Here is a 17,869-nt window from a genome sequence, read left to right on the forward strand (position 1 = left end):
AAAGCAAAAACTTGGATTTGTCAAAAATTTAAAATCATCAATTCGTAGGTAATTGAAGTGTAAGCATCGTCACCAGATTTCAATTGTTTAAATCCTATGTGAACATTTTTTCTCTAGTCTTTCTACCCTAGAGAGCTAGTTATCCTGTTGAGTAAGGGTTTTCTTTTGGAAGACTAAAGTTAAAACTACGAACTTAAAATCATCTACTAGTTGCGTAAGTGGTTGTTGAAAAAGTATTGAATGAAACCAGTAATCACCGAAAATCTCAACCCTCCACCTCTCTTGATTTGTCGGATAATGATGGCGAATATTCGGTAAGACCCCTGACAATGTGTCTTTTGATCGTCATTGATTATTTTAAAACATTTGTACTATCAAGAAATGTTTAAATTATTCTTTAAAGTCGTTGACATAAATTACATAATATGTTGATAATTATTGTTTGTGGAAACTTTACCTATAAAATAAAAGCTTGGCTAACGTCATTGTCATAGGTGCCCAGTGGGGCGATGAAGGAAAAGGTAAAATAACTGACTTACTCAGCCGCTCCGCAGATGTTGTTGTCCGTTATCAAGGGGGTGTCAACGCTGGACACACAATTGTAGTTCAAGGTCAGACCTTTAAGCTACATTTGATTCCCTCTGGTATTTTGTATCCAGATACCGAATGCATTATCGGCTGTGGTACAGTTATCGACCCGAAAGTTTTGATAGCAGAACTCGATCAACTAGAAAAATTAAATATTTCTACTAAAAATCTGCTAATCTCTGAGACAGCCCATGTCACCATGCCTTATCATCGATTGATCGATCAGGCATCGGAAGAGCGACGGGGAAGCCATAAAATCGGCACTACAGGGCGAGGCATTGGCCCCACCTATGCTGACAAATCTGAGCGTACAGGCATTAGGGTTTTAGACTTAATGGACCCACAGGGGTTACGCGATCAGTTAGAGTGGACGATTAATTATAAAAACGCAATTTTAGAAAAGCTTTACAACCTGCCACCCCTCAACCCACAAGAGGTAATAGATGAATATCTGGGGTATGCAGAACGGTTAAAACCTTACGTTGTCGATAGTTCGCTAAAAATATACGATGCGATTCTCCGGCGACGGAATATTTTGTTTGAAGGCGCACAAGGGACACTCCTCGACCTAGATCATGGCACGTATCCTTATGTCACTTCCTCCAATCCAGTAGCAGGGGGGGCTTGCGTTGGCACCGGATTAGGGCCGACAATGATTGACCGGGTAATTGGGGTGTCGAAAGCCTACACAACAAGAGTTGGGGAAGGGCCTTTTCCAACCGAACTACAAGGTGAATTGGGAGAATTGTTGTGTGATCGCGGTGCGGAATTTGGTACAACTACTGGCAGGAAGCGTCGCTGTGGCTGGTTTGATGCTGTGATTGGTCGGTACGCCGTCCGAATTAACGGTATGGACTGTATTGCCATCACCAAACTAGATGTCCTTGATGAACTAGAGGAAATTAAAGTTTGTATCGCCTACGAAATTGATGGCGAACGCTGCGAACACTTCCCCACCAGTTCGCGTCAATTCGCCCGGTGTCGTCCCATCTACAAAACTTTACCAGGTTGGCAAGTATCTACAAGTAACTGCCGTACTTTGGAAGAGTTACCACAGCAAGCGCTGGACTATCTCAAATTCTTAGCCGAATTGATGGAAGTCCCGATTGCGATCGTCTCCTTAGGAGCTAGCCGCGATCAAACCATAATTGTAGAAGACCCAATTCACGGGCCTAAACGTGCTTTGTTACATCCTGACGGCACTCCCGTCTCCTTACTTAGTGCTTAAAGCTAGTCATTAGTTATCAGTCATTAACAAATGACCAATGACCAATGACCAATGACCAATGACAACTAACAACTAACAACTTGTATGACTCTGACAGTCGAATCTAAAAAGCGCCCAGAAGGTACCAAAGCAAATGCTTTGCGCCGTTCTGGATTAATCCCTGCCAATTTATACGGTCACAACGGTGCCGAATCAATTTCTCTCGTAGTTGAGGCTAAAACTGTTGAGCGTCTGCTCAAACACGCTGCTGTCAACAAAACTGAAGTTGAACTCAGCATTCCCGAAATTGAGTGGACTGGTAAAACCGTACTGCGCGAAGTTCAGTCCCATCCGGCAAAGGGCACAACCTACCACATCAGCTTTTTTGCTGCTAAAAGCTAATTGTGGAAGATATTTCATCTTTGTTGTAACTTAAAGTTTGACATAATTACTGATGATGCCAGGGTTTTCACCCTGGTTTTTTGTTAAGCTATCAGCGTCAAGAGACTTGCAAATAAAAAATATCCTCATCATACATTTGCCAATTGTATAAATTGTAGGTTTGCGGTAGCCCTGCCCCTACAATTTGGGATAATTGATTTTTTGGTATGCCCCAATATCAAGAGTAAAAATTGCAACTGTTGATAAACGCCAATCATTTGAGATAATTATCTGCGTTTATCTGTAGTTAACGGCGGTTAATCAATCTAAATTAAAAATTATGACAGAAGCAACTATTCCCGCATTGATTCAGCAAATGTTGCAGCCTGGGTTTTATCCCCATGCAGTTCTAGAACCGATTCAACTGATTCAGACTCACGGTTCTTATGTACTGCTGACTGGTGATTATGTCTATAAATTGAAAAAGCCTGTGAATTTTGGCTTTTTAGACTACTCAACCTTAGAAAAACGGCAGCATTTTTGTCACGAAGAATTGCGGTTGAATCAGCGAGGTGCTGGGGAACTGTATTTGGAAGTGTTACCTATAACTTTAGTTAGCGAGCAATACCATCTGGGGGGAACCGATGAACCTGTAGAATATGTGCTGAAGATGCGCCAGTTTCCCCAAGAAGCTTTGTTGAGTGCTTTCTTTGAACAGGGTAAGTTAAATGAGACACATCTAGAGGAATTGGGAAGGGTTGTCGCTCAATACCACGCCAAAGCCCAGACAAATGATTATATTCGTAGTTTTGGTGAAGTTCCGCAAGTCCGGGCGGCGTTTGACGAAAATTATGAGCAAACTGAGCAATATATCGGTGGCCCTCAGACTCAGGTACAGTTTGATGAAACTCAAGCATACACTGATCGGTTTTTTGCAGAACGCCCAGAATTATTTACTAGCAGAATGCAAAATAATTACATTCGCGAATGTCATGGAGATTTACACCTGAGAAATATTGCTCTGTGGCATGACAAAATTATGTTGTTCGATTGCATTGAATTTAATGAGCCGTTTCGCTTTGTGGATGTCATGTTCGATATCGCTTATGCGGTGATGGATTTGGAAGCACAGCAGCGAAAAGACCTCAGTAATGCCTATTTGAATACTTATGTAGAACAAACTGGTGATTGGGAAGGGTTACAGGTTTTACCTATATATTTAATTCGTCAGTCATATGTCCGCGCAAAAGTGACTTCATTTTTGTTAAACGATCCTGGTGTACCAGTAGCTGTCAAGGAAGAGGCAGCAAAAACAGCAGCAAAATATTACACACTAGCTTGGGAGTATACTAAATCTAAACAAGGGCAACTGATTTTAATGTCGGGTTTATCTGGCTCTGGTAAAAGTACAACAGCACGATATTTAGCCCGTCAACTAGGAGCAATTCAGATTCGCTCAGACGCAGTGCGGAAACATTTGGCGGGAATTCCCTTATTAGAAAAGGGTGGTGATGAAATATATACACCAGAGATGACGCAAAAAACTTATGCACGTCTGCTGGAATTAGGAATTCTACTAGCTAATCAAGGTTTCTCCGTAATTTTGGATGCTAAGTATGACCGCCAAAATTTACGCCAAGAAGCAATTAACCAAGCCGCAGAGCATCAAATCCCTCTCCAGATTCTTCAATGCACAGCGCCTCTAGAAGTTTTGCAAGAGCGTCTTCATCAACGTACTGGGGATATTGCTGATGCTACCGCCGATTTATTGGCATCCCAACTTAAACAATTTGAAAAATTTACCGATACGGAAAAACCCTACGTTAAGATTTGGGACACAACTCAGCCACCACAGGCACAATTAAAACAAATAATTCCTTAAAGCCCAGTTGTTTATCTCATGGCACAAAAAAAAGACCTATTGAATATTTCGCCAAACTTCCTATCGCAACTGATATTTGGCGTAATTTTAACCCTGGTATTAAGTCTGACAGGGTCTTCACTAGCACTGAGTATCTTCCTCGGGATCATGGGCGGATTCGCCTTAGGCTGGATCACCGCAGCCAGCAAGAATAGCCCCCAGTCCCAGTCTGTAGACTCTTCCGAGGGGATTGATGCAGCGTTAAAATATTGGTTATTGTTCTTAATCGGCTTTAGTTGGTTAGGGTATCCAGCACCCATGAGTATCTTATTGGGAGCGCTAGGTGCTTTAGGTGCGGGCTGGATGATCGCTTGGTGGGGAAGTAAGGAAGAAACTAGAACTCAGTTACCACTAGAGTCAACAGAAGAAGCTGAAGAGGAACAAACAGGCGATAGAAGGACTGTCAAGCGCAGAAGAAACACCACTAGGCGGTTCCGTCGTACACCTGGAGGAGGTATAAATTTTAGATTTTGGGAACGGTAAAATTTGTCAATAGTCAATAGTCAAGAGTCAGTTGTCAGTTGTCAGTGTAATTTGTTTCCCTCATCCCCCTAACCCTCTGCTCCCCTAGCCCCTAGTAAGCTAATGCACGCTAAAAAAGCATAACTACTAATAAGGGCTGTTAACAGTCAACAGTCAACAGCCCTCACGATGGATTGTGCAACTTAAAAGCAGAATAGCTTATGTTTTTATATCTTTCCAAGTTACTACCACTGTTTTTTTATCCGTTGGGACTTGCTTCTATCAGTTTGGTGGTAGCTTTGATAACTTTATGGAAACGACCACGCACGGCAGCAGTGGCGATCGCTCTAGCTTTAATTTTATTGCTATTTTGCAGTAATGCTTGGGTTTCTCAATGGCTGGTGCGATCGCTTGAATGGCAAAATACTGCAACTAGCCAAATACCCAATGCCGAAGCGATTGTGGTGTTAGGTGGTGCAACTAAATCAGCTTTTTGGCCTCGCCCTGGTGCTGATTTAAGCGAACAAGGCGATCGCATAATTTATGCCGCTCAACTCTATCGCCAACAAAAAGCGCCGCTACTTATCCTCAGTGGTGGGAGAATTGATTGGCGTGGTAGTGGTGCGCCTGAATCGGCAGATATGGCAAATATTCTCACTTCTATTGGTATACCTTCTGAGGCGATCGTTCAAGAACCTGATTCTTTGAATACATATCAAAATGCTGTAAATGTCAAGAAGATTTTACAATTTCGTAATATTCGCCGAGTATTGTTGGTGACTTCGGCAATGCATATGCCGCGATCGCTAAAAATTTTTCAGCGTCAAGGAATTGAGGTGATTCCTGCACCTACTGATTTTCTTGTTAGCCGAGGCGAAATGCAAGAAATTAGCAGCAGTCCTAAAGCCGCTATCTTGAATTTATTGCCTGATAGCGACAACTTAGATAAATTTACTAGAGCCTTAAAAGAGTACGTTGGTCTTTTTATTTATAGCTTGCGCGGTTGGCTGTGACGCGCATTTAACGTAAGCCATCACTTTGACTCGCCAAAAACACAGGCGATCGCAGCCACAGTTTGACCAGATCGCCTTCCCTATTGTGACAAATTGTTAGTTGAGAGCAGTTGCGATCGCTGACCCAAGCCGTTGTAATGCTTTTTCTTTTACAAAGTCAGCCGCCGCCCGTGCAGATTCAGCCAGAATAGTATCTGTATTTGGGGTCAGCTTCACCGCTCCCCCCAAATACCCTAATGCCTTGAGATAAGAATCAGATAGATTTGTCGAAGCTAATCTTTTTACTGTCTGATAGTCGCCGCTACGAAATGCTTTATAAGCCTGAGCGTGTAAATCGCTCTCTGGAGATCCCAAAACTTCAATAATTGCATCAACAGCTTGGTTTACTCGTTCTAGTGTTAATTCGGTTTGTAAGGCTTGCACCATTTTTATTTACTACAGTACCGTTAGTTTCAAAAGTTTATTTTTCAATCGCTATAATTTCTTTAGTCACAGAGTTTTGATTTTTAAAGTTCTCAGGACTCAGCACTTCCTGACATTATGTCTAAAAATTTACCTTATATTATCCCAGCCACTCCCAGCGAAGTTGAGGAAACCTTTGCTACTTACCAAACAACTCATCAGTTCTACCATGAAGTTAGGGAGCGCTCAGAATTTAGGCAGCATTGTGAGTGGTACTATACAACCGCAATTCGCCACCGTCAAGAGCTAGAAAAAATGCGCGGCGAACTAAATATTTTCCGATGGTTTCGCCGCTCTTGAAGAATTTAGATAATTTCTAACTCATTTTCACGGAGATGAGCTTTAAATTTTTTACTAAACTGGACTAAGAATGGCAAATTAGCACTTACAGGCCTGCCTTGCCATTCGGTGACAATAGCCAAAACATCGCCCTCTGAGCCTTTGAGGTCAAAAGCCTGACCGCGATGTTCAGGATGATGGTAAACTACTACCGAATCTTTAACACGAACGCGATCGCCCACTTTCATAACCACATCTACACCTAGCTTTTCCTTTTCCACAACTATCTCCACAGCCATCCCTCACTGAACTTGCTTTTTTGAAAAATAAACTGCTTACAACAGTCACGCTTTGCATATCATACGCACAGACTGGCTGTTGAATGCATCCGTAACTGCTATACGAACAAAGCCTGCCCATGCAGGCTTTGTTACTGATAGATTCACTACACTAGATTTACCTAGTGCGTTAGCAAGAGGTTTAATCCTTTGACTCATCAATTAATTAACTTTTTATCATCCTAATATGTTTTTGCACCAAGCAATTTTTTGAAGCTTTTAGCCATTGTTCAGCCATTATTTTCAACAAATTTAACAAACCTTGGATTCCCGTTTGACCTTTTTACAGGCTTGCCAGTTTTGAAACTGAGCGCAGCCGAAGGGTTGAATCGACCGTGGTTTACAAACCAGATGATTAAGCCTTGGTTTTTGGCATTAATTTGAGCATACAGGTACAAAAAGCGAAATACAAGTACCAGAAAAGTTACTTAATCAGTTGTTATTGGGCATTGAGCATTGGGCACTTGTACTCTCGCAAGTCGTTCGCGGAGCGTCTCGTTCGCGTAGCGTCTCCCCTTGGGAGAAGAGAAGTATTGGGCATTGAGAAGAAAACTCCCCACACTCCCCACACTCCCTCACCTCCTCATCCCTAGTCCCTATTCCCTATTCTGCGAACATAGCTGCTGCACACCTGGAAGCTGGCGACAAAATTGTTGGAATGTTTGCGGCTGAAGTTGCCACCAAATCAATAATCCCAAAGTTGTACCACCCAAAAGTAACAATAATCCCCCAAATAGGACTAAAGCTTTACTTCGGCTTGGTTGTTTGACTTCGGTTGGGGTAGCTTCTTGGGCTGTAATGTCTACATCTACAACTATGGGCGCATCTTCCTCCAAAGAAAGGTCTAGTGTTTGTTCTGCTGCGATCACTTCTACTTGCGGTTGTGCATAAGTTAAAGAGACAAAGTATTCTCGGGAAACGTTGCAAAGGGTCATCACTACCGACGTATTATCATGACCATTTTTCTGATTCGCAAATTTAATCCAACGGTGTACAGCATCTTCTATATCTAGTTGCTTATTTAGCACCGCTAATGCGTAATTCTGCCAGGATTGTTCTACCCAGTTGTTGTCACTTAACCCATCAGAACACAGCAACAATATGCCATCTTCTTCCAAAATGAACCGCTTGATCTCAACCCGCAGGGATTCAGCATCTCTGGTTCCCAATGCTTGGGTGAGGGCAGTTGCATCTTTTCGCATCAAGGCTTGACGATAGAAACTGCGGGCATAGCGAACTTCCCGTGCTGCTACATCATCATCTACTGTCAGTAACTGACAATAATTACGAGTAATCCAGTAAGCACGGCTATCACCTATACTAGCTAGGTAAAGTTCATGAGTAGTTGCAGAGCCTTTAGATGATTTTGCCTGCACTCGTTGTGGCAGTTGTAATGCCATCACCAAAGTTGTAGCCATCCGTTCTCTACCTTGGCGATTTTGTTTGTCATTACTGGCAGAAATCACGTTATTGACTACGCGCAAGCACGCCTCTAGTTGTTGTTCCCACAAATCTGGGGTAATTAGTTCAGTTTGTGCGGCTAACTCGCCGAATAATGCACGGATCTGTAATTTTAAGGACTGTACTGCTAATTGACTAGCTTCTTCACCACCATCATGTCCACCAATACCATCGCAAACCATCGATAAGTGTGGTACTAATCGGTCTTTGAGGTCATCAGAGTTAGCAGGGAAGCAAGCGTCTTCATTGCGCGTCATCACTATTCCAGTGTCGGTTGCGCCTGCTACTTCTAAGTTTAAGGGCAATTCTGCGGCTGATGAGAGTAACAGGGTATTAAGTTGAGTGGAAATTGCCTCAAACTCAACTTCAGTTGAGCGCATCTGCTTAATTATGTGCTGTAAACTTTGAGCGATAGCGGCTTTAGCAGATCCTACCAAAGGCTGCCAAGATTCTGCCAAATCTGGCAAACTAGGTAAGCTTTCGGTTGTGGAGTGAAGTTCCAATAGACGCACACACCAACCCTGCACCCGCAGATTGTTGAGCATGAGTAAACTGTTGGCTACTCCCTGTTCTAATAAAGGTTGCCAAAGTTGGAGAATTTGCCATAACCAGTAAACCTGTCTTACCGCCGTTGCTTGTTCCCATGCATTAGCGATCGCCGGATAGAGATTTCCATTGTCCGCGATCGGCACGTTTTCTAGCAAGAGAATATCATCCCCACTGCCCTCAAAAGAGCGAATATACCCATAAGCTTGGGGTAGGTGCAATCGTTCATAATACAAGCGTAGATAAGGAATCACCTCATTGGGCAATTCTTCAGGTATCTCAGGTAACAGTCCTGGTTGTGTATCCAACCAAATTTGATGCGTAATTACCTCATACCTATTTGCTACCATTGTTCCTGGGGGAATTTTCGCCGCCGATCCCCCAGTAGCCCAAAGATAGCGATGAACTAAGGCAGTTTGACAATTGGCACAAACACGACTTTTCAAGGGATTAATCGGGTTTGTACAGTCTGGATTGATGCAATAGATGATCCGTTCAGTAGTAATCATAAACTCAATTAATTTCTACTCATTAATTTCGATTAAATATAGCTGGCAAATACTTGAAGGCTAGAATAGACTGGTTCTGTGTACCCTTGGCTACAACTTGTTACTGAAATTAATCAAAATTGATGGTTAAAAATACCATATTTAGCTTTCCGTAAACACTCAGCCCCAGGGTGGATCTAGTTAAGAGAAATAGATTTACATAAATGTAGTGTCTAGGATGGCGCTATGCCAAGTTATACCGTAATCTGGCTCTTGGCAGGATCAGTTTTGTGTCTAATGGAACTGTTCTTGCCGTCTGCTTTTGTCGCTTTCATGATGGGAATTAGCGCTTTTATAGTGGCGCTACTGTCTCGCGTAGTTTTGGGTAGTTTGTGGCTGCAAGTTTTAGCTTGGCTGTTGCTTTCTACGTTACTAGTGTTGGGTTCCCGTCGATTTGTGCAACCGCGACGGCGTAACACAAAAATTCAAAATGCAATTACAGGTGAAACTTTAACAGAAATACCGCCTGGAAAAACAGGCCGAGTGCAATACGAAGGAAATTCTTGGCAAGCAAGATGTGATGATGACAAAATCAGCATCCCGCCCCATCAAAGAGTTTATATCGTCCGCAGAGAAGGCACCACCTTGATTGTGATGCCCGAAACCCTGTTGCATTCTTAGATGATTTGTCATTGGGCATTGGGCATTGGGCATTGGGTATGGGGAAGAGATCGGGGAGATGGGGAAGAAAACTCCCCACACTCCCTCATCTCTCTTGTCCTCCTTGTCTCCCTTCCTTCATCCCCCTCATCTCTCTTCCCTCATCCCCCTCATCTCCCTTCCCGAACTCTCACCACTCAATCTCGATATTAAAAATTTAGGAGAATCACAATGGGACAGTTATTTTTGCTAATATTTTTGACACTTGGAGGTTCGGCTTTAGCAGGTGCTGTGAAAGTTATTAATCAAGGCGATGAGGCTTTGGTGGAACGATTGGGTAGCTACAACAAAAAACTCGAACCAGGGCTAAACCTGGTTGCCCCTTTCCTCGATAAAATTGTTTATAAACAAACTATCCGCGAAAAAGTTTTAGATATTCCACCACAACAGTGCATTACCCGTGACAACGTTTCGATCACTGTTGATGCAGTAGTTTACTGGCGGATCATCGATATGGAGAAGGCTTATTACAAAGTAGAAAATCTCCAATCAGCAATGGTGAATTTGGTATTAACTCAAATCCGCTCCGAAATGGGACAATTAGAGTTAGATGAAACTTTTACTGCCCGTTCTCAAGTTAATGAACTTCTCTTGCGGGATTTAGACATTGCTACCGATCCTTGGGGTGTGAAAGTCACGCGGGTAGAACTGCGAGATCTGATTCCATCAAAAGCAGTACAGGAATCGATGGAATTACAGATGTCAGCAGAACGTAAAAAACGAGCATCTATTTTAACCTCCGAAGGCGATCGCGAATCAGCTATCAATAGCGCTAGAGGTAAAGCAGAAGCCCAAATTCTAGACGCAGAAGCTCGTCAAAAATCCGTTATTTTACAAGCTGAAGCTGAACAAAAAGCCATTGTTCTGAGAGCGCAAGCTGAACGTCAGCAGCAAGTTCTCAAAGCTCAAGCTATTGCTGAGTCAGCAGACATTATTGCGCAAAAAATCAAAAGCAACCCCGACGCGCACAAAGCATTAGAAGTTTTATTTGCCTTGGGTTATCTGGATATGGGCGCGACAATTGGTAAAAGTGATAGCAGTAAAGTCATGTTTATCGATCCCCGCAGTATTCCTGCAACTTTAGAGGGCATAAAATCTATTGTCTCAGATGCTCAGGAGATACCAGGGCTAAATAATAATCGCAGTTAGTTGGGGAGGGGATGAGGAGAAGCAGGGGGGCAGAGGGGCACGGGGGACAAGGGAGACAAGGGAGACAAAGGGGAAAAGGGAGACAAAGAGAATTGTGAACTATGCCCAATGACAACTGACAACTGACAACTGACAACTGACAAATATCAAATTCCCCAATTGATGCTAAAACCAAAATTAGTACCTTCGGGTTCTGCGGTTAAGGTTCCTAAGCCAGTTTGTCCAATTGCATTGCCTGCAAAGATGTCTAATCCGAAGCCGGAACTGGGTAAAAAGCGTAAGCCTGTACTCCAAATACTTCTTTTGCCATCCAAGACAGGGGTATATTCCCCAATCAATTGCAGCTGATCCCCAAAAGCCTGGTTAATTCCTATTCCTACCCCTATACGCCTCGTGTCTCCAAAAAATGCTCCCTTGGGATTAATGGATATGGCAGTTTGGGTACTGAGTTGATAGGCAATAGGCAACTCTACATACAAAGTTCCGTTAAGACCACCTTGTTGCAAGGTTGTCTCGCTGATTCCTGCAAGTTTAGCACTGAGGGTGAGACCATCGCCTCGTGTTTGATCAAAAAACTTGAGTTTCATTGCACCGCCAATTTTAACTCCTGTGCCAGGTATTTCTTGCTCAGAAAAGCGATCGCTTGATGCAAATTGATCCACAATTAGTTCTAACTGTGAATCATCTGTTAAGCCATAGGCTAGAGCAAAACTGGAACTACCATGTGTACCTAGCCCTCCTCTGAGTTGGAATTTGCCGCTTGGTAAGGTGTTAGCAGTTGCAAGTGTCAGCCCATCAAACAGCAATGTGCGATTGCGGTAGGAAAGTGAAGTTTGGGGAATATTACTAAAATTAGCTGCATACCCTTGTCCAAAATCGATCACATGCTTGAAGCGAACTCCTAACAATAAATCATCGCCATCAGGAATAAACCCCAACAAGCCTGTGGTCGGTGTTGTACCATAACTGTTGGTAGCGTAAACCTCTGCTGCCATTTTGGGATTGAAAGCGTAATCTATACCGACAGTCCAGAGTAATTTCCTTGTAATCGAGCGGTCTTTGGCAATAAAAGTATTACCTCCAGGCCCCAAAGGAGTTTGTATATTAGCAAATAAGTTCACTCTTTTGGAAGTTTGCCAGTTAAACCCTGTTCCAATGTTGAAAAAAGTCCCAAAAAAATCTCCACCAGCAACTTTTTCCGGAAAGAAAACGACTCCAGGAGTGAAATGTAGTTGCAAATTTGGAGATGCTTTGTAGGTAATTGGTAACTGTAAAGCCCCAACAGGTTGAACAACAAAAAATTGTTTGTTTGGACTATTGTTAAACACCCCAGTATTGGCAGATATATGTAATAACTGAAACGTACCTGCAACACCTACAGCCCAGTGATTTTGGTTGAGGATTTGATATTTTAATTTAGTGCCATAACTTACAGTTGTAAAGATAGTACATTCGCTTCTAACTGGGCATTTTAGATAATCGTCAAAAATATCACCTGTAAAACCTATTTGGAAGTTGTCTGTGATTCCCCAGTCGATATTTAAATGATAGGTTTGTAAACCTGTACCAGAAACCGAATTATCCGTTGGCAGAACTTGCAAAAAACCACCTTCGATCTGAACTGCACCCTGTCGCAGTTGGTTGGCGGTTTCCAAGTTATGCAATTGGGTTGGCGGTAGTTGCAATGGGGAAAGCTGCACCTGTGTAGGCGAATCTTGGGTTGAAGTGCTATCAGGCGATCGCAGTTTTTGCAATTTCTCTGGTGGAATGTCTGGAAAAGCAACTAGCGGTGCTTCTGTTTGCAAATCTTTGGCTTGAGTACTCACAGGCGATCGCGGTTGCGGAACTTCTTCTGTGACCGTTTCTAGCGAAGAAACAGAGTATGCACCTTCAGATGCATAACTTAAACTCCCAAAAGTTAGAGAAAGCAAACAAAAGGAAAAGATTTTGATTTTATGCATGTTTTTTCTGGGGCGATCGCTCTAATTCCAGATAAAAAATAGTATAAAAAAAATCCAATTTCCTTGTGAACGCAATGAGAATTGCTGACAGCGAAGTTTCGCGTTGTCAGTTTATTAAAAAAGGCTGTCAATCTATTGACAACCTTTCTACGTTTCCAAATCGCACCTTTTCCATTTCCCTAAAAGCGATCGCAGCATGATGGGACAATAGGAGCAGTGGAGACAAGCAGACGCTCTAACGCAAAGAAATGCTCAATGCCCAATACCCATTGACTATTGACCAATCTCCGCAGCTTGCTCACTCTGACATTGGTTACACAACCCAAAAAACTCTAGAGTGTGGTAAAAAATTTTAAACTTCAGGTTGGCTTCTAACTTTTCTTCTAAGTCATGTACTGGGCATTGATTAATCGGAATTGAGACACCACATTGCAAGCAAGTGAGGTGGTGTTTATCTTGCTGCGCTAGACTATAAAGGGCTTCACCATTCGCTAAAGTCCGTAGTTGTACCATTCCTTCTAGTTTTAAGGCTTCTAAGGAGCGATAAACTGTTGCTAATCCCATACTTTGATTACGATTACGTAATTCCACATATATATCTTGTGCGGAAATTCCTTGTTTGATGGTTTTCAACAGGTTTAAAATCCTCTCCTGACTGCGGGTGCGTATGGCTCTCATAGACAATTGTTTAAATTTGCCGCTGTAGTTGAAGCTGTCATACTGGCTAATTGAATAAATTAACTATAAGCGCTTCATAATCTTATTTTTACTCAGTTGGAACAGAAAGTTATAGTATAGCGATCGCAGCATTCAGCGATCGCCCATGCAAAGGAAGTATTTAGCCAAAATTTTTGTCACACTTCGTCCTTCTGTTTTAGACCCAGCTGGTGTGGCTGTACAATCTGGTCTCAAGCAACTCGGATATGACAATGTTGAACAGGTGCGGATTGGTAAGTACATTGAATTGACCATAACCTCGACACAAGAAGCTAAAGCGCGTCAAGACCTCGATCACATCTGTGACCAAATGCTCGCCAATCCAGTAATTGAAAATTATCGTTTTGAATTGATAGAAGTCGAAACACAGACGGGGGTGTTTTAGGGACTAGGGGCTAGGGACTAGGGGCTAGGGACTAGGGGAGCAGGGGAGCAGGGGAGCAGGGGGTAGGGGAGCAGGGGGCAGGGGAGAAATAATTGATGAATCTTAGCCCAATGCCCAATGCCCAATGCCCCATGACCATTGACCATTGACAAATGACAAATGACCATTGACCATTGACAAATGACAAAATTCGGTGTAATAGTTTTTCCGGGTTCTAATTGCGATCGCGATGTTGCTTATGTAACCAGAGACTTACTTGGGCAACCGACTCGCATGGTTTGGCATCAAGAGACTGATATTGCTGATTTGGATGTGATTGTCATCCCTGGTGGCTTTAGTTACGGGGATTATTTACGTTGTGGTGCGATCGCCCGATTTTCGCCAGTAATGCAGCAGGTAGTCGAACATGCCCAAAAGGGTAAGTTTGTCTTGGGTATTTGCAATGGTTTTCAAGTATTAACTGAGGCAGGCTTGTTACCAGGAATACTCACCAGAAATCAGGATTTACATTTTATCTGCGATCGCCTTCCTCTCAAAGTTGAGCGTACCAATTTACCTTGGACGCAAGCCTATACAACTGGTGAAATTATTACCGTACCAGTTGCCCACGGGGAAGGTCGATACTATGCGGATCAAGCTACTCTGGCAGCACTGGAAGATAACGGGCAAGTAGTGTTCCGTTATGCAGGCGAGAACCCCAACGGTTCATTGAACAACATTGCCGGGATTTGTAACCGTCAGGGCAATGTTTTGGGCATGATGCCGCACCCTGAAAGAGCCTCTGACCCGATTTTAGGCGGTAATGATGGTTTGAGGCTATTTCAAAGTTTATTAGATAAGGTGGCTGCGATCGCCTAGTGTTCGTAGTCAACACTACTGAAAAATCCACCGACTGAAGTAGGGGCACGGCATCAGTAAGATTACTCCATACACGAAAAGATTTTGGATGCCGTGCCCTTACGAACTTATTTTCCGAGACAAATGACTATTGACTATTGACAAATGCCTAAAAAACAGAAATTTCCTTACCTCCTGGGTTCTAAATGGACAGCCCAGCAAAAAGTAGATGGTTGGCGACATTTCCAAGTCGTCAATCGGAAAAATCAAGGTAATTGGGTTTACGCTGAAATGGTTTCAGCGTGCGATCCAAAAGTTCGTTTCTGGCTTAATGCCAAATTATTACAAGATAACTCCCAGTGGCAAGCGGGCTGGCAACCACTCAAAGAAATAGCACAACTCGAAAACGATGTGTCTTAATTTGCCCAAGAGGAGGCAGAGGGGCAGAGGGGACAAGGGAAGGGGGGCAAGGGAGATGGGGGAGACAAAGAGACGCTGAGACGGGGAGAAATAATAAATGCCCAATGCCCAATGCCCAATGCCCAATGCCCAATGCCCAATGCCCAATAACTACTAATTTAAAAATTTAATAATTTGTTGCATATAAAAAGCAATTACATCAAAAATTCTTTGATTACAATTAGACAACCTTTTAGGTTACTGCCATATCAACAAAGCTCGCCTTTTTGTGCTATCAGGATTTTAGCTAGCCAATCAGGCGGGCTTTTTATTTCTAGCCTCAGGCTTCTGTACTGGTGGACTTTGGTTCCTCGCATCAAAATAAAAGCAAAACCAGGACTGTTATCGCCTAAATCCCCAGGCTTACCCTAGCTGAAGCTTCTAAGCTGCGGCTTTCAACCTCAGAGGCTTCCTGGGTAAAATTGAACATCTTTGTGCGTTGTCTGTACATCTGAGACCTTAAGTCCTGGGATCTGTTGATTCAAAATCGAAATAGAGGTTGATTGGCTCTCAGCGGTCGAGATAATCATTATCTAATTCAATGGAAACCATTGATAAAACTCTATTTAAGCATTTTGTCTTTTGTAACTATTTTTATAAAATTAATAAACAAAAAAATATAAAATCTGTTTTTTAGATTATTGAATTATTTTTACAGCTTTTTGTATATATTTATCCTTTAATAAAGGTTAATACGTCATTTATAGGCATTTTTCATATTTAAAGCCCCTTTATTTTCCTTGTGATTTGGACAATAATGACAACCACAAGACCTCACGCATCGCCATATCAGGCTAGGTGAAGGCAAATGTTTCAGCCAAAAGTTTGACAATAAACTATAAGAGGCAAACAACAGTGAAACTAGCAGTTTATGGAAAAGGTGGAATCGGCAAATCCACAACTAGCTGTAACATCTCAGTCGCCCTAGCAAAACGCGGCAAGAAAGTGTTGCAAATTGGCTGCGACCCCAAGCATGACAGTACCTTTACCCTTACCGGATTTTTAATTCCGACAATTATTGATACCCTGCAAGAAAAGGACTACCACTACGAAGACGTTTGGCCAGAAGATGTAATTTACAAAGGCTACGGTGGTGTTGATTGCGTTGAGGCAGGCGGGCCACCAGCAGGTGCGGGATGTGGTGGATACGTAGTCGGCGAAACCGTGAAACTACTGAAAGAACTCAACGCCTTTGACACATACGACGTAATTCTGTTTGACGTACTAGGCGACGTTGTTTGCGGTGGTTTTGCAGCACCACTCAACTATGCTGATTACTGCATGATAGTAACCGACAACGGCTTTGATGCTTTATTTGCTGCCAATCGGATTGCAGCTTCAGTCAGAGAAAAAGCACGGACTCACCCACTGCGCCTAGCGGGTTTAATTGGTAATCGCACCTCCAAACGCGATTTAATCGAGAAATATATAGAAGCAGTACCAATGCCAGTTTTGGAGGTTCTGCCTTTAATTGAAGATATCCGTGTTTCTCGCGTCAAGGGTAAGACTTTGTTTGAAATGGCAGAATCTGACCCATCTTTGAACTACGTTTGCGATTACTATCTCAATATTGCCGACCAAATTCTGGCACGGCCAGAAGGTGTTGTCCCGAATGATGCTCAAGATAGAGAATTGTTCTCTTTGTTATCTGATTTTTATTTAAATCCGAGTAAACCCCAGGTACGTAATCCGGAAGAGGAACTAGACTTGATGATTGTATAAATCATCAAATTCTCAGGATGGGGAATTAATATGGCTTTCTTTCATAGCTTTACAGAGTCAATAAAGCAAAAGTGGTTACTGTTTTTCCAGACAAATCGTGATTGGATTACTCTCCACATGGAAGTGGAATCAGTGTACACCCCTGATGGCGGGAAGCGACCACCTTCTTACCTCATCCTGGGAGTTATCAATGCGCTGGAACCAAAGCTAGCGCAGTTGATGCTACCTTTTTCCAGATTGAATCCTGATGCTGATACCCTAATTGAAGTACTGGATTTGCATTTCGACCCAGACATTGCTCTTGGTAACCGCTATATTCACAAAGTAGATGCAGATAACTACCGACATGATGCAGTAGGCATCATTAACGAAAATTTTCAAGATGAGACATTAAAAAATGCTCATCTCAGTAGTTTTGCAGATGCGGCGATTGCTCAAGAATTTACCATCGTCGGTTCTGCTCCAACCTCAAATGGACTGAATGGAAAAAACTCAAAAGATGAGTCCCAAAGTACATCCAGCGGAGATTTAGATGAGTTTGGTGAGATTTCCTTCGATACGACCATTGCATCGGAAATCAAGCTAGACGAGCAGGTACTTGAAGATTTGAACTCAACAGACGAGAACGCTTTTAGTGATGTGTTATCGGATGTCTGGGGCGATGAAACAGCACTGCAAAAGGGTGATGACAACAATGAATTTTTAGGGGAAGAACTGCCATCTGGCGTTTTTGATGAATCGGAAATGGCTCGTCTCTTCCCCAACGCTTAAAT

The 17,869-nt window shown here is 42.7% G+C and carries 19 protein-coding genes; 14 read left to right on the forward strand and 5 right to left on the reverse strand.

The genetic code is table 11. From position 1 onward, the window contains the following. The first annotated feature begins 472 nt into the window (after nucleotides 1-472). From AACU32_RS29240 to AACU32_RS29260, 5 genes are all read left to right on the forward strand, one after another. Complete coding sequence (locus AACU32_RS29240) at nucleotides 473-1,816, forward strand: adenylosuccinate synthase (RefSeq protein WP_096604883.1); 1,344 nt, start codon at nucleotides 473-475, stop codon at nucleotides 1,814-1,816. 84 nt (nucleotides 1,817-1,900) lie between these two features. After that, nucleotides 1,901-2,197, forward strand: a complete 297-nt coding sequence (gene rplY, locus AACU32_RS29245; RefSeq protein ID WP_096604885.1) for a 50S ribosomal protein L25 — start codon at nucleotides 1,901-1,903, stop codon at nucleotides 2,195-2,197. Between the two features lie 319 nt (nucleotides 2,198-2,516). After that, nucleotides 2,517-4,058: a bifunctional aminoglycoside phosphotransferase/ATP-binding protein gene (locus AACU32_RS29250; RefSeq protein WP_096604887.1), complete on the forward strand. Its 1,542-nt coding sequence runs from the start codon at nucleotides 2,517-2,519 to the stop codon at nucleotides 4,056-4,058. An 18-nt stretch (nucleotides 4,059-4,076) separates the two neighbouring features. Next, entirely contained in the window at nucleotides 4,077-4,580 is a 504-nt protein-coding gene (locus AACU32_RS29255) for a hypothetical protein (RefSeq protein ID WP_096604889.1), read from the forward strand. Nucleotides 4,581-4,780: 200 nt separating this feature from the next. Further along, nucleotides 4,781-5,572, forward strand: a complete 792-nt coding sequence (locus AACU32_RS29260) for a YdcF family protein (protein ID WP_096604891.1) — start codon at nucleotides 4,781-4,783, stop codon at nucleotides 5,570-5,572. A gap of 96 nt (nucleotides 5,573-5,668) precedes the next feature. Here AACU32_RS29260 and AACU32_RS29265 read toward each other — a convergent pair whose 3' ends face one another. Then, on the reverse strand, nucleotides 5,669-5,998 hold the full coding sequence (locus tag AACU32_RS29265) for a hypothetical protein (protein WP_096604893.1): 330 nt from the start codon (nucleotides 5,996-5,998) through the stop codon (nucleotides 5,669-5,671). A gap of 114 nt (nucleotides 5,999-6,112) precedes the next feature. Here AACU32_RS29265 and AACU32_RS29270 point away from each other — a divergent pair, with 114 nt between their 5' ends. Then, nucleotides 6,113-6,334, forward strand: a complete 222-nt coding sequence (locus AACU32_RS29270; protein WP_096604895.1) for a hypothetical protein — start codon at nucleotides 6,113-6,115, stop codon at nucleotides 6,332-6,334. A 5-nt stretch (nucleotides 6,335-6,339) separates the two neighbouring features. On the opposite strand, the gene AACU32_RS29275 is transcribed toward AACU32_RS29270, so the two are convergent. Continuing rightward, nucleotides 6,340-6,612, reverse strand: coding sequence for a ferredoxin-thioredoxin reductase variable chain (locus AACU32_RS29275; protein WP_096604897.1), 273 nt, complete (start codon nucleotides 6,610-6,612; stop codon nucleotides 6,340-6,342). 635 nt (nucleotides 6,613-7,247) lie between these two features. Then, nucleotides 7,248-9,167, reverse strand: a complete 1,920-nt coding sequence (locus AACU32_RS29280) for a protein phosphatase 2C domain-containing protein (protein ID WP_096604899.1) — start codon at nucleotides 9,165-9,167, stop codon at nucleotides 7,248-7,250. A gap of 225 nt (nucleotides 9,168-9,392) precedes the next feature. On the opposite strand from AACU32_RS29280, the gene AACU32_RS29285 reads away from it, so the two are divergent. Together AACU32_RS29285 and AACU32_RS29290 are read left to right on the forward strand one after the other, a co-directional pair. Further along, nucleotides 9,393-9,827 carry an NfeD family protein gene (locus AACU32_RS29285; RefSeq protein WP_096604901.1) on the forward strand — a complete coding sequence of 145 codons (435 nt, stop codon included), beginning with the start codon at nucleotides 9,393-9,395 and terminating at the stop codon, nucleotides 9,825-9,827. A 210-nt stretch (nucleotides 9,828-10,037) separates the two neighbouring features. Then, entirely contained in the window at nucleotides 10,038-11,015 is a 978-nt protein-coding gene (locus tag AACU32_RS29290) for an SPFH domain-containing protein (protein WP_096604903.1), read from the forward strand. Between the two features lie 146 nt (nucleotides 11,016-11,161). Here the strand turns inward: AACU32_RS29290 and AACU32_RS29295 are convergent, their stop codons facing one another. Continuing rightward, entirely contained in the window at nucleotides 11,162-12,976 is a 1,815-nt protein-coding gene (locus tag AACU32_RS29295; protein ID WP_096604905.1) for a DUF5777 family beta-barrel protein, read from the reverse strand. A gap of 65 nt (nucleotides 12,977-13,041) precedes the next feature. On the opposite strand from AACU32_RS29295, the gene AACU32_RS29300 reads away from it, so the two are divergent. Further along, nucleotides 13,042-13,176: a hypothetical protein gene (locus AACU32_RS29300; protein WP_339378362.1), complete on the forward strand. Its 135-nt coding sequence runs from the start codon at nucleotides 13,042-13,044 to the stop codon at nucleotides 13,174-13,176. A gap of 73 nt (nucleotides 13,177-13,249) precedes the next feature. Here AACU32_RS29300 and AACU32_RS29305 read toward each other — a convergent pair whose 3' ends face one another. After that, on the reverse strand, nucleotides 13,250-13,654 hold the full coding sequence (locus AACU32_RS29305) for a Fur family transcriptional regulator (protein ID WP_096604907.1): 405 nt from the start codon (nucleotides 13,652-13,654) through the stop codon (nucleotides 13,250-13,252). 145 nt (nucleotides 13,655-13,799) lie between these two features. On the opposite strand from AACU32_RS29305, the gene purS reads away from it, so the two are divergent. From purS to AACU32_RS29330, 5 genes are all read left to right on the forward strand, one after another. Next, on the forward strand, nucleotides 13,800-14,078 hold the full coding sequence (purS, locus tag AACU32_RS29310; RefSeq protein WP_096604909.1) for a phosphoribosylformylglycinamidine synthase subunit PurS: 279 nt from the start codon (nucleotides 13,800-13,802) through the stop codon (nucleotides 14,076-14,078). Between the two features lie 180 nt (nucleotides 14,079-14,258). Beyond that, nucleotides 14,259-14,936, forward strand: coding sequence for a phosphoribosylformylglycinamidine synthase subunit PurQ (gene purQ / locus AACU32_RS29315; protein ID WP_096604911.1), 678 nt, complete (start codon nucleotides 14,259-14,261; stop codon nucleotides 14,934-14,936). Between the two features lie 144 nt (nucleotides 14,937-15,080). Then, on the forward strand, nucleotides 15,081-15,335 hold the full coding sequence (locus AACU32_RS29320) for a TIGR02450 family Trp-rich protein (protein WP_096604913.1): 255 nt from the start codon (nucleotides 15,081-15,083) through the stop codon (nucleotides 15,333-15,335). A gap of 894 nt (nucleotides 15,336-16,229) precedes the next feature. Then, complete coding sequence (bchL, locus tag AACU32_RS29325) at nucleotides 16,230-17,096, forward strand: ferredoxin:protochlorophyllide reductase (ATP-dependent) iron-sulfur ATP-binding protein (RefSeq protein ID WP_190749058.1); 867 nt, start codon at nucleotides 16,230-16,232, stop codon at nucleotides 17,094-17,096. Nucleotides 17,097-17,126: 30 nt separating this feature from the next. Next, the gene (locus AACU32_RS29330; protein ID WP_096604915.1) at nucleotides 17,127-17,867 is read left to right on the forward strand and encodes a DUF5331 domain-containing protein; all 741 of its coding nucleotides are present in this window, start codon (nucleotides 17,127-17,129) and stop codon (nucleotides 17,865-17,867) included. Nucleotides 17,868-17,869: the final 2 nt, after the last annotated feature.

Origin of the sequence: Calothrix sp. NIES-2100 (assembly GCF_963875285.1) — a bacterium.
Taxonomy (GTDB): Bacteria; Cyanobacteriota; Cyanobacteriia; order Cyanobacteriales; family Nostocaceae; genus Aulosira.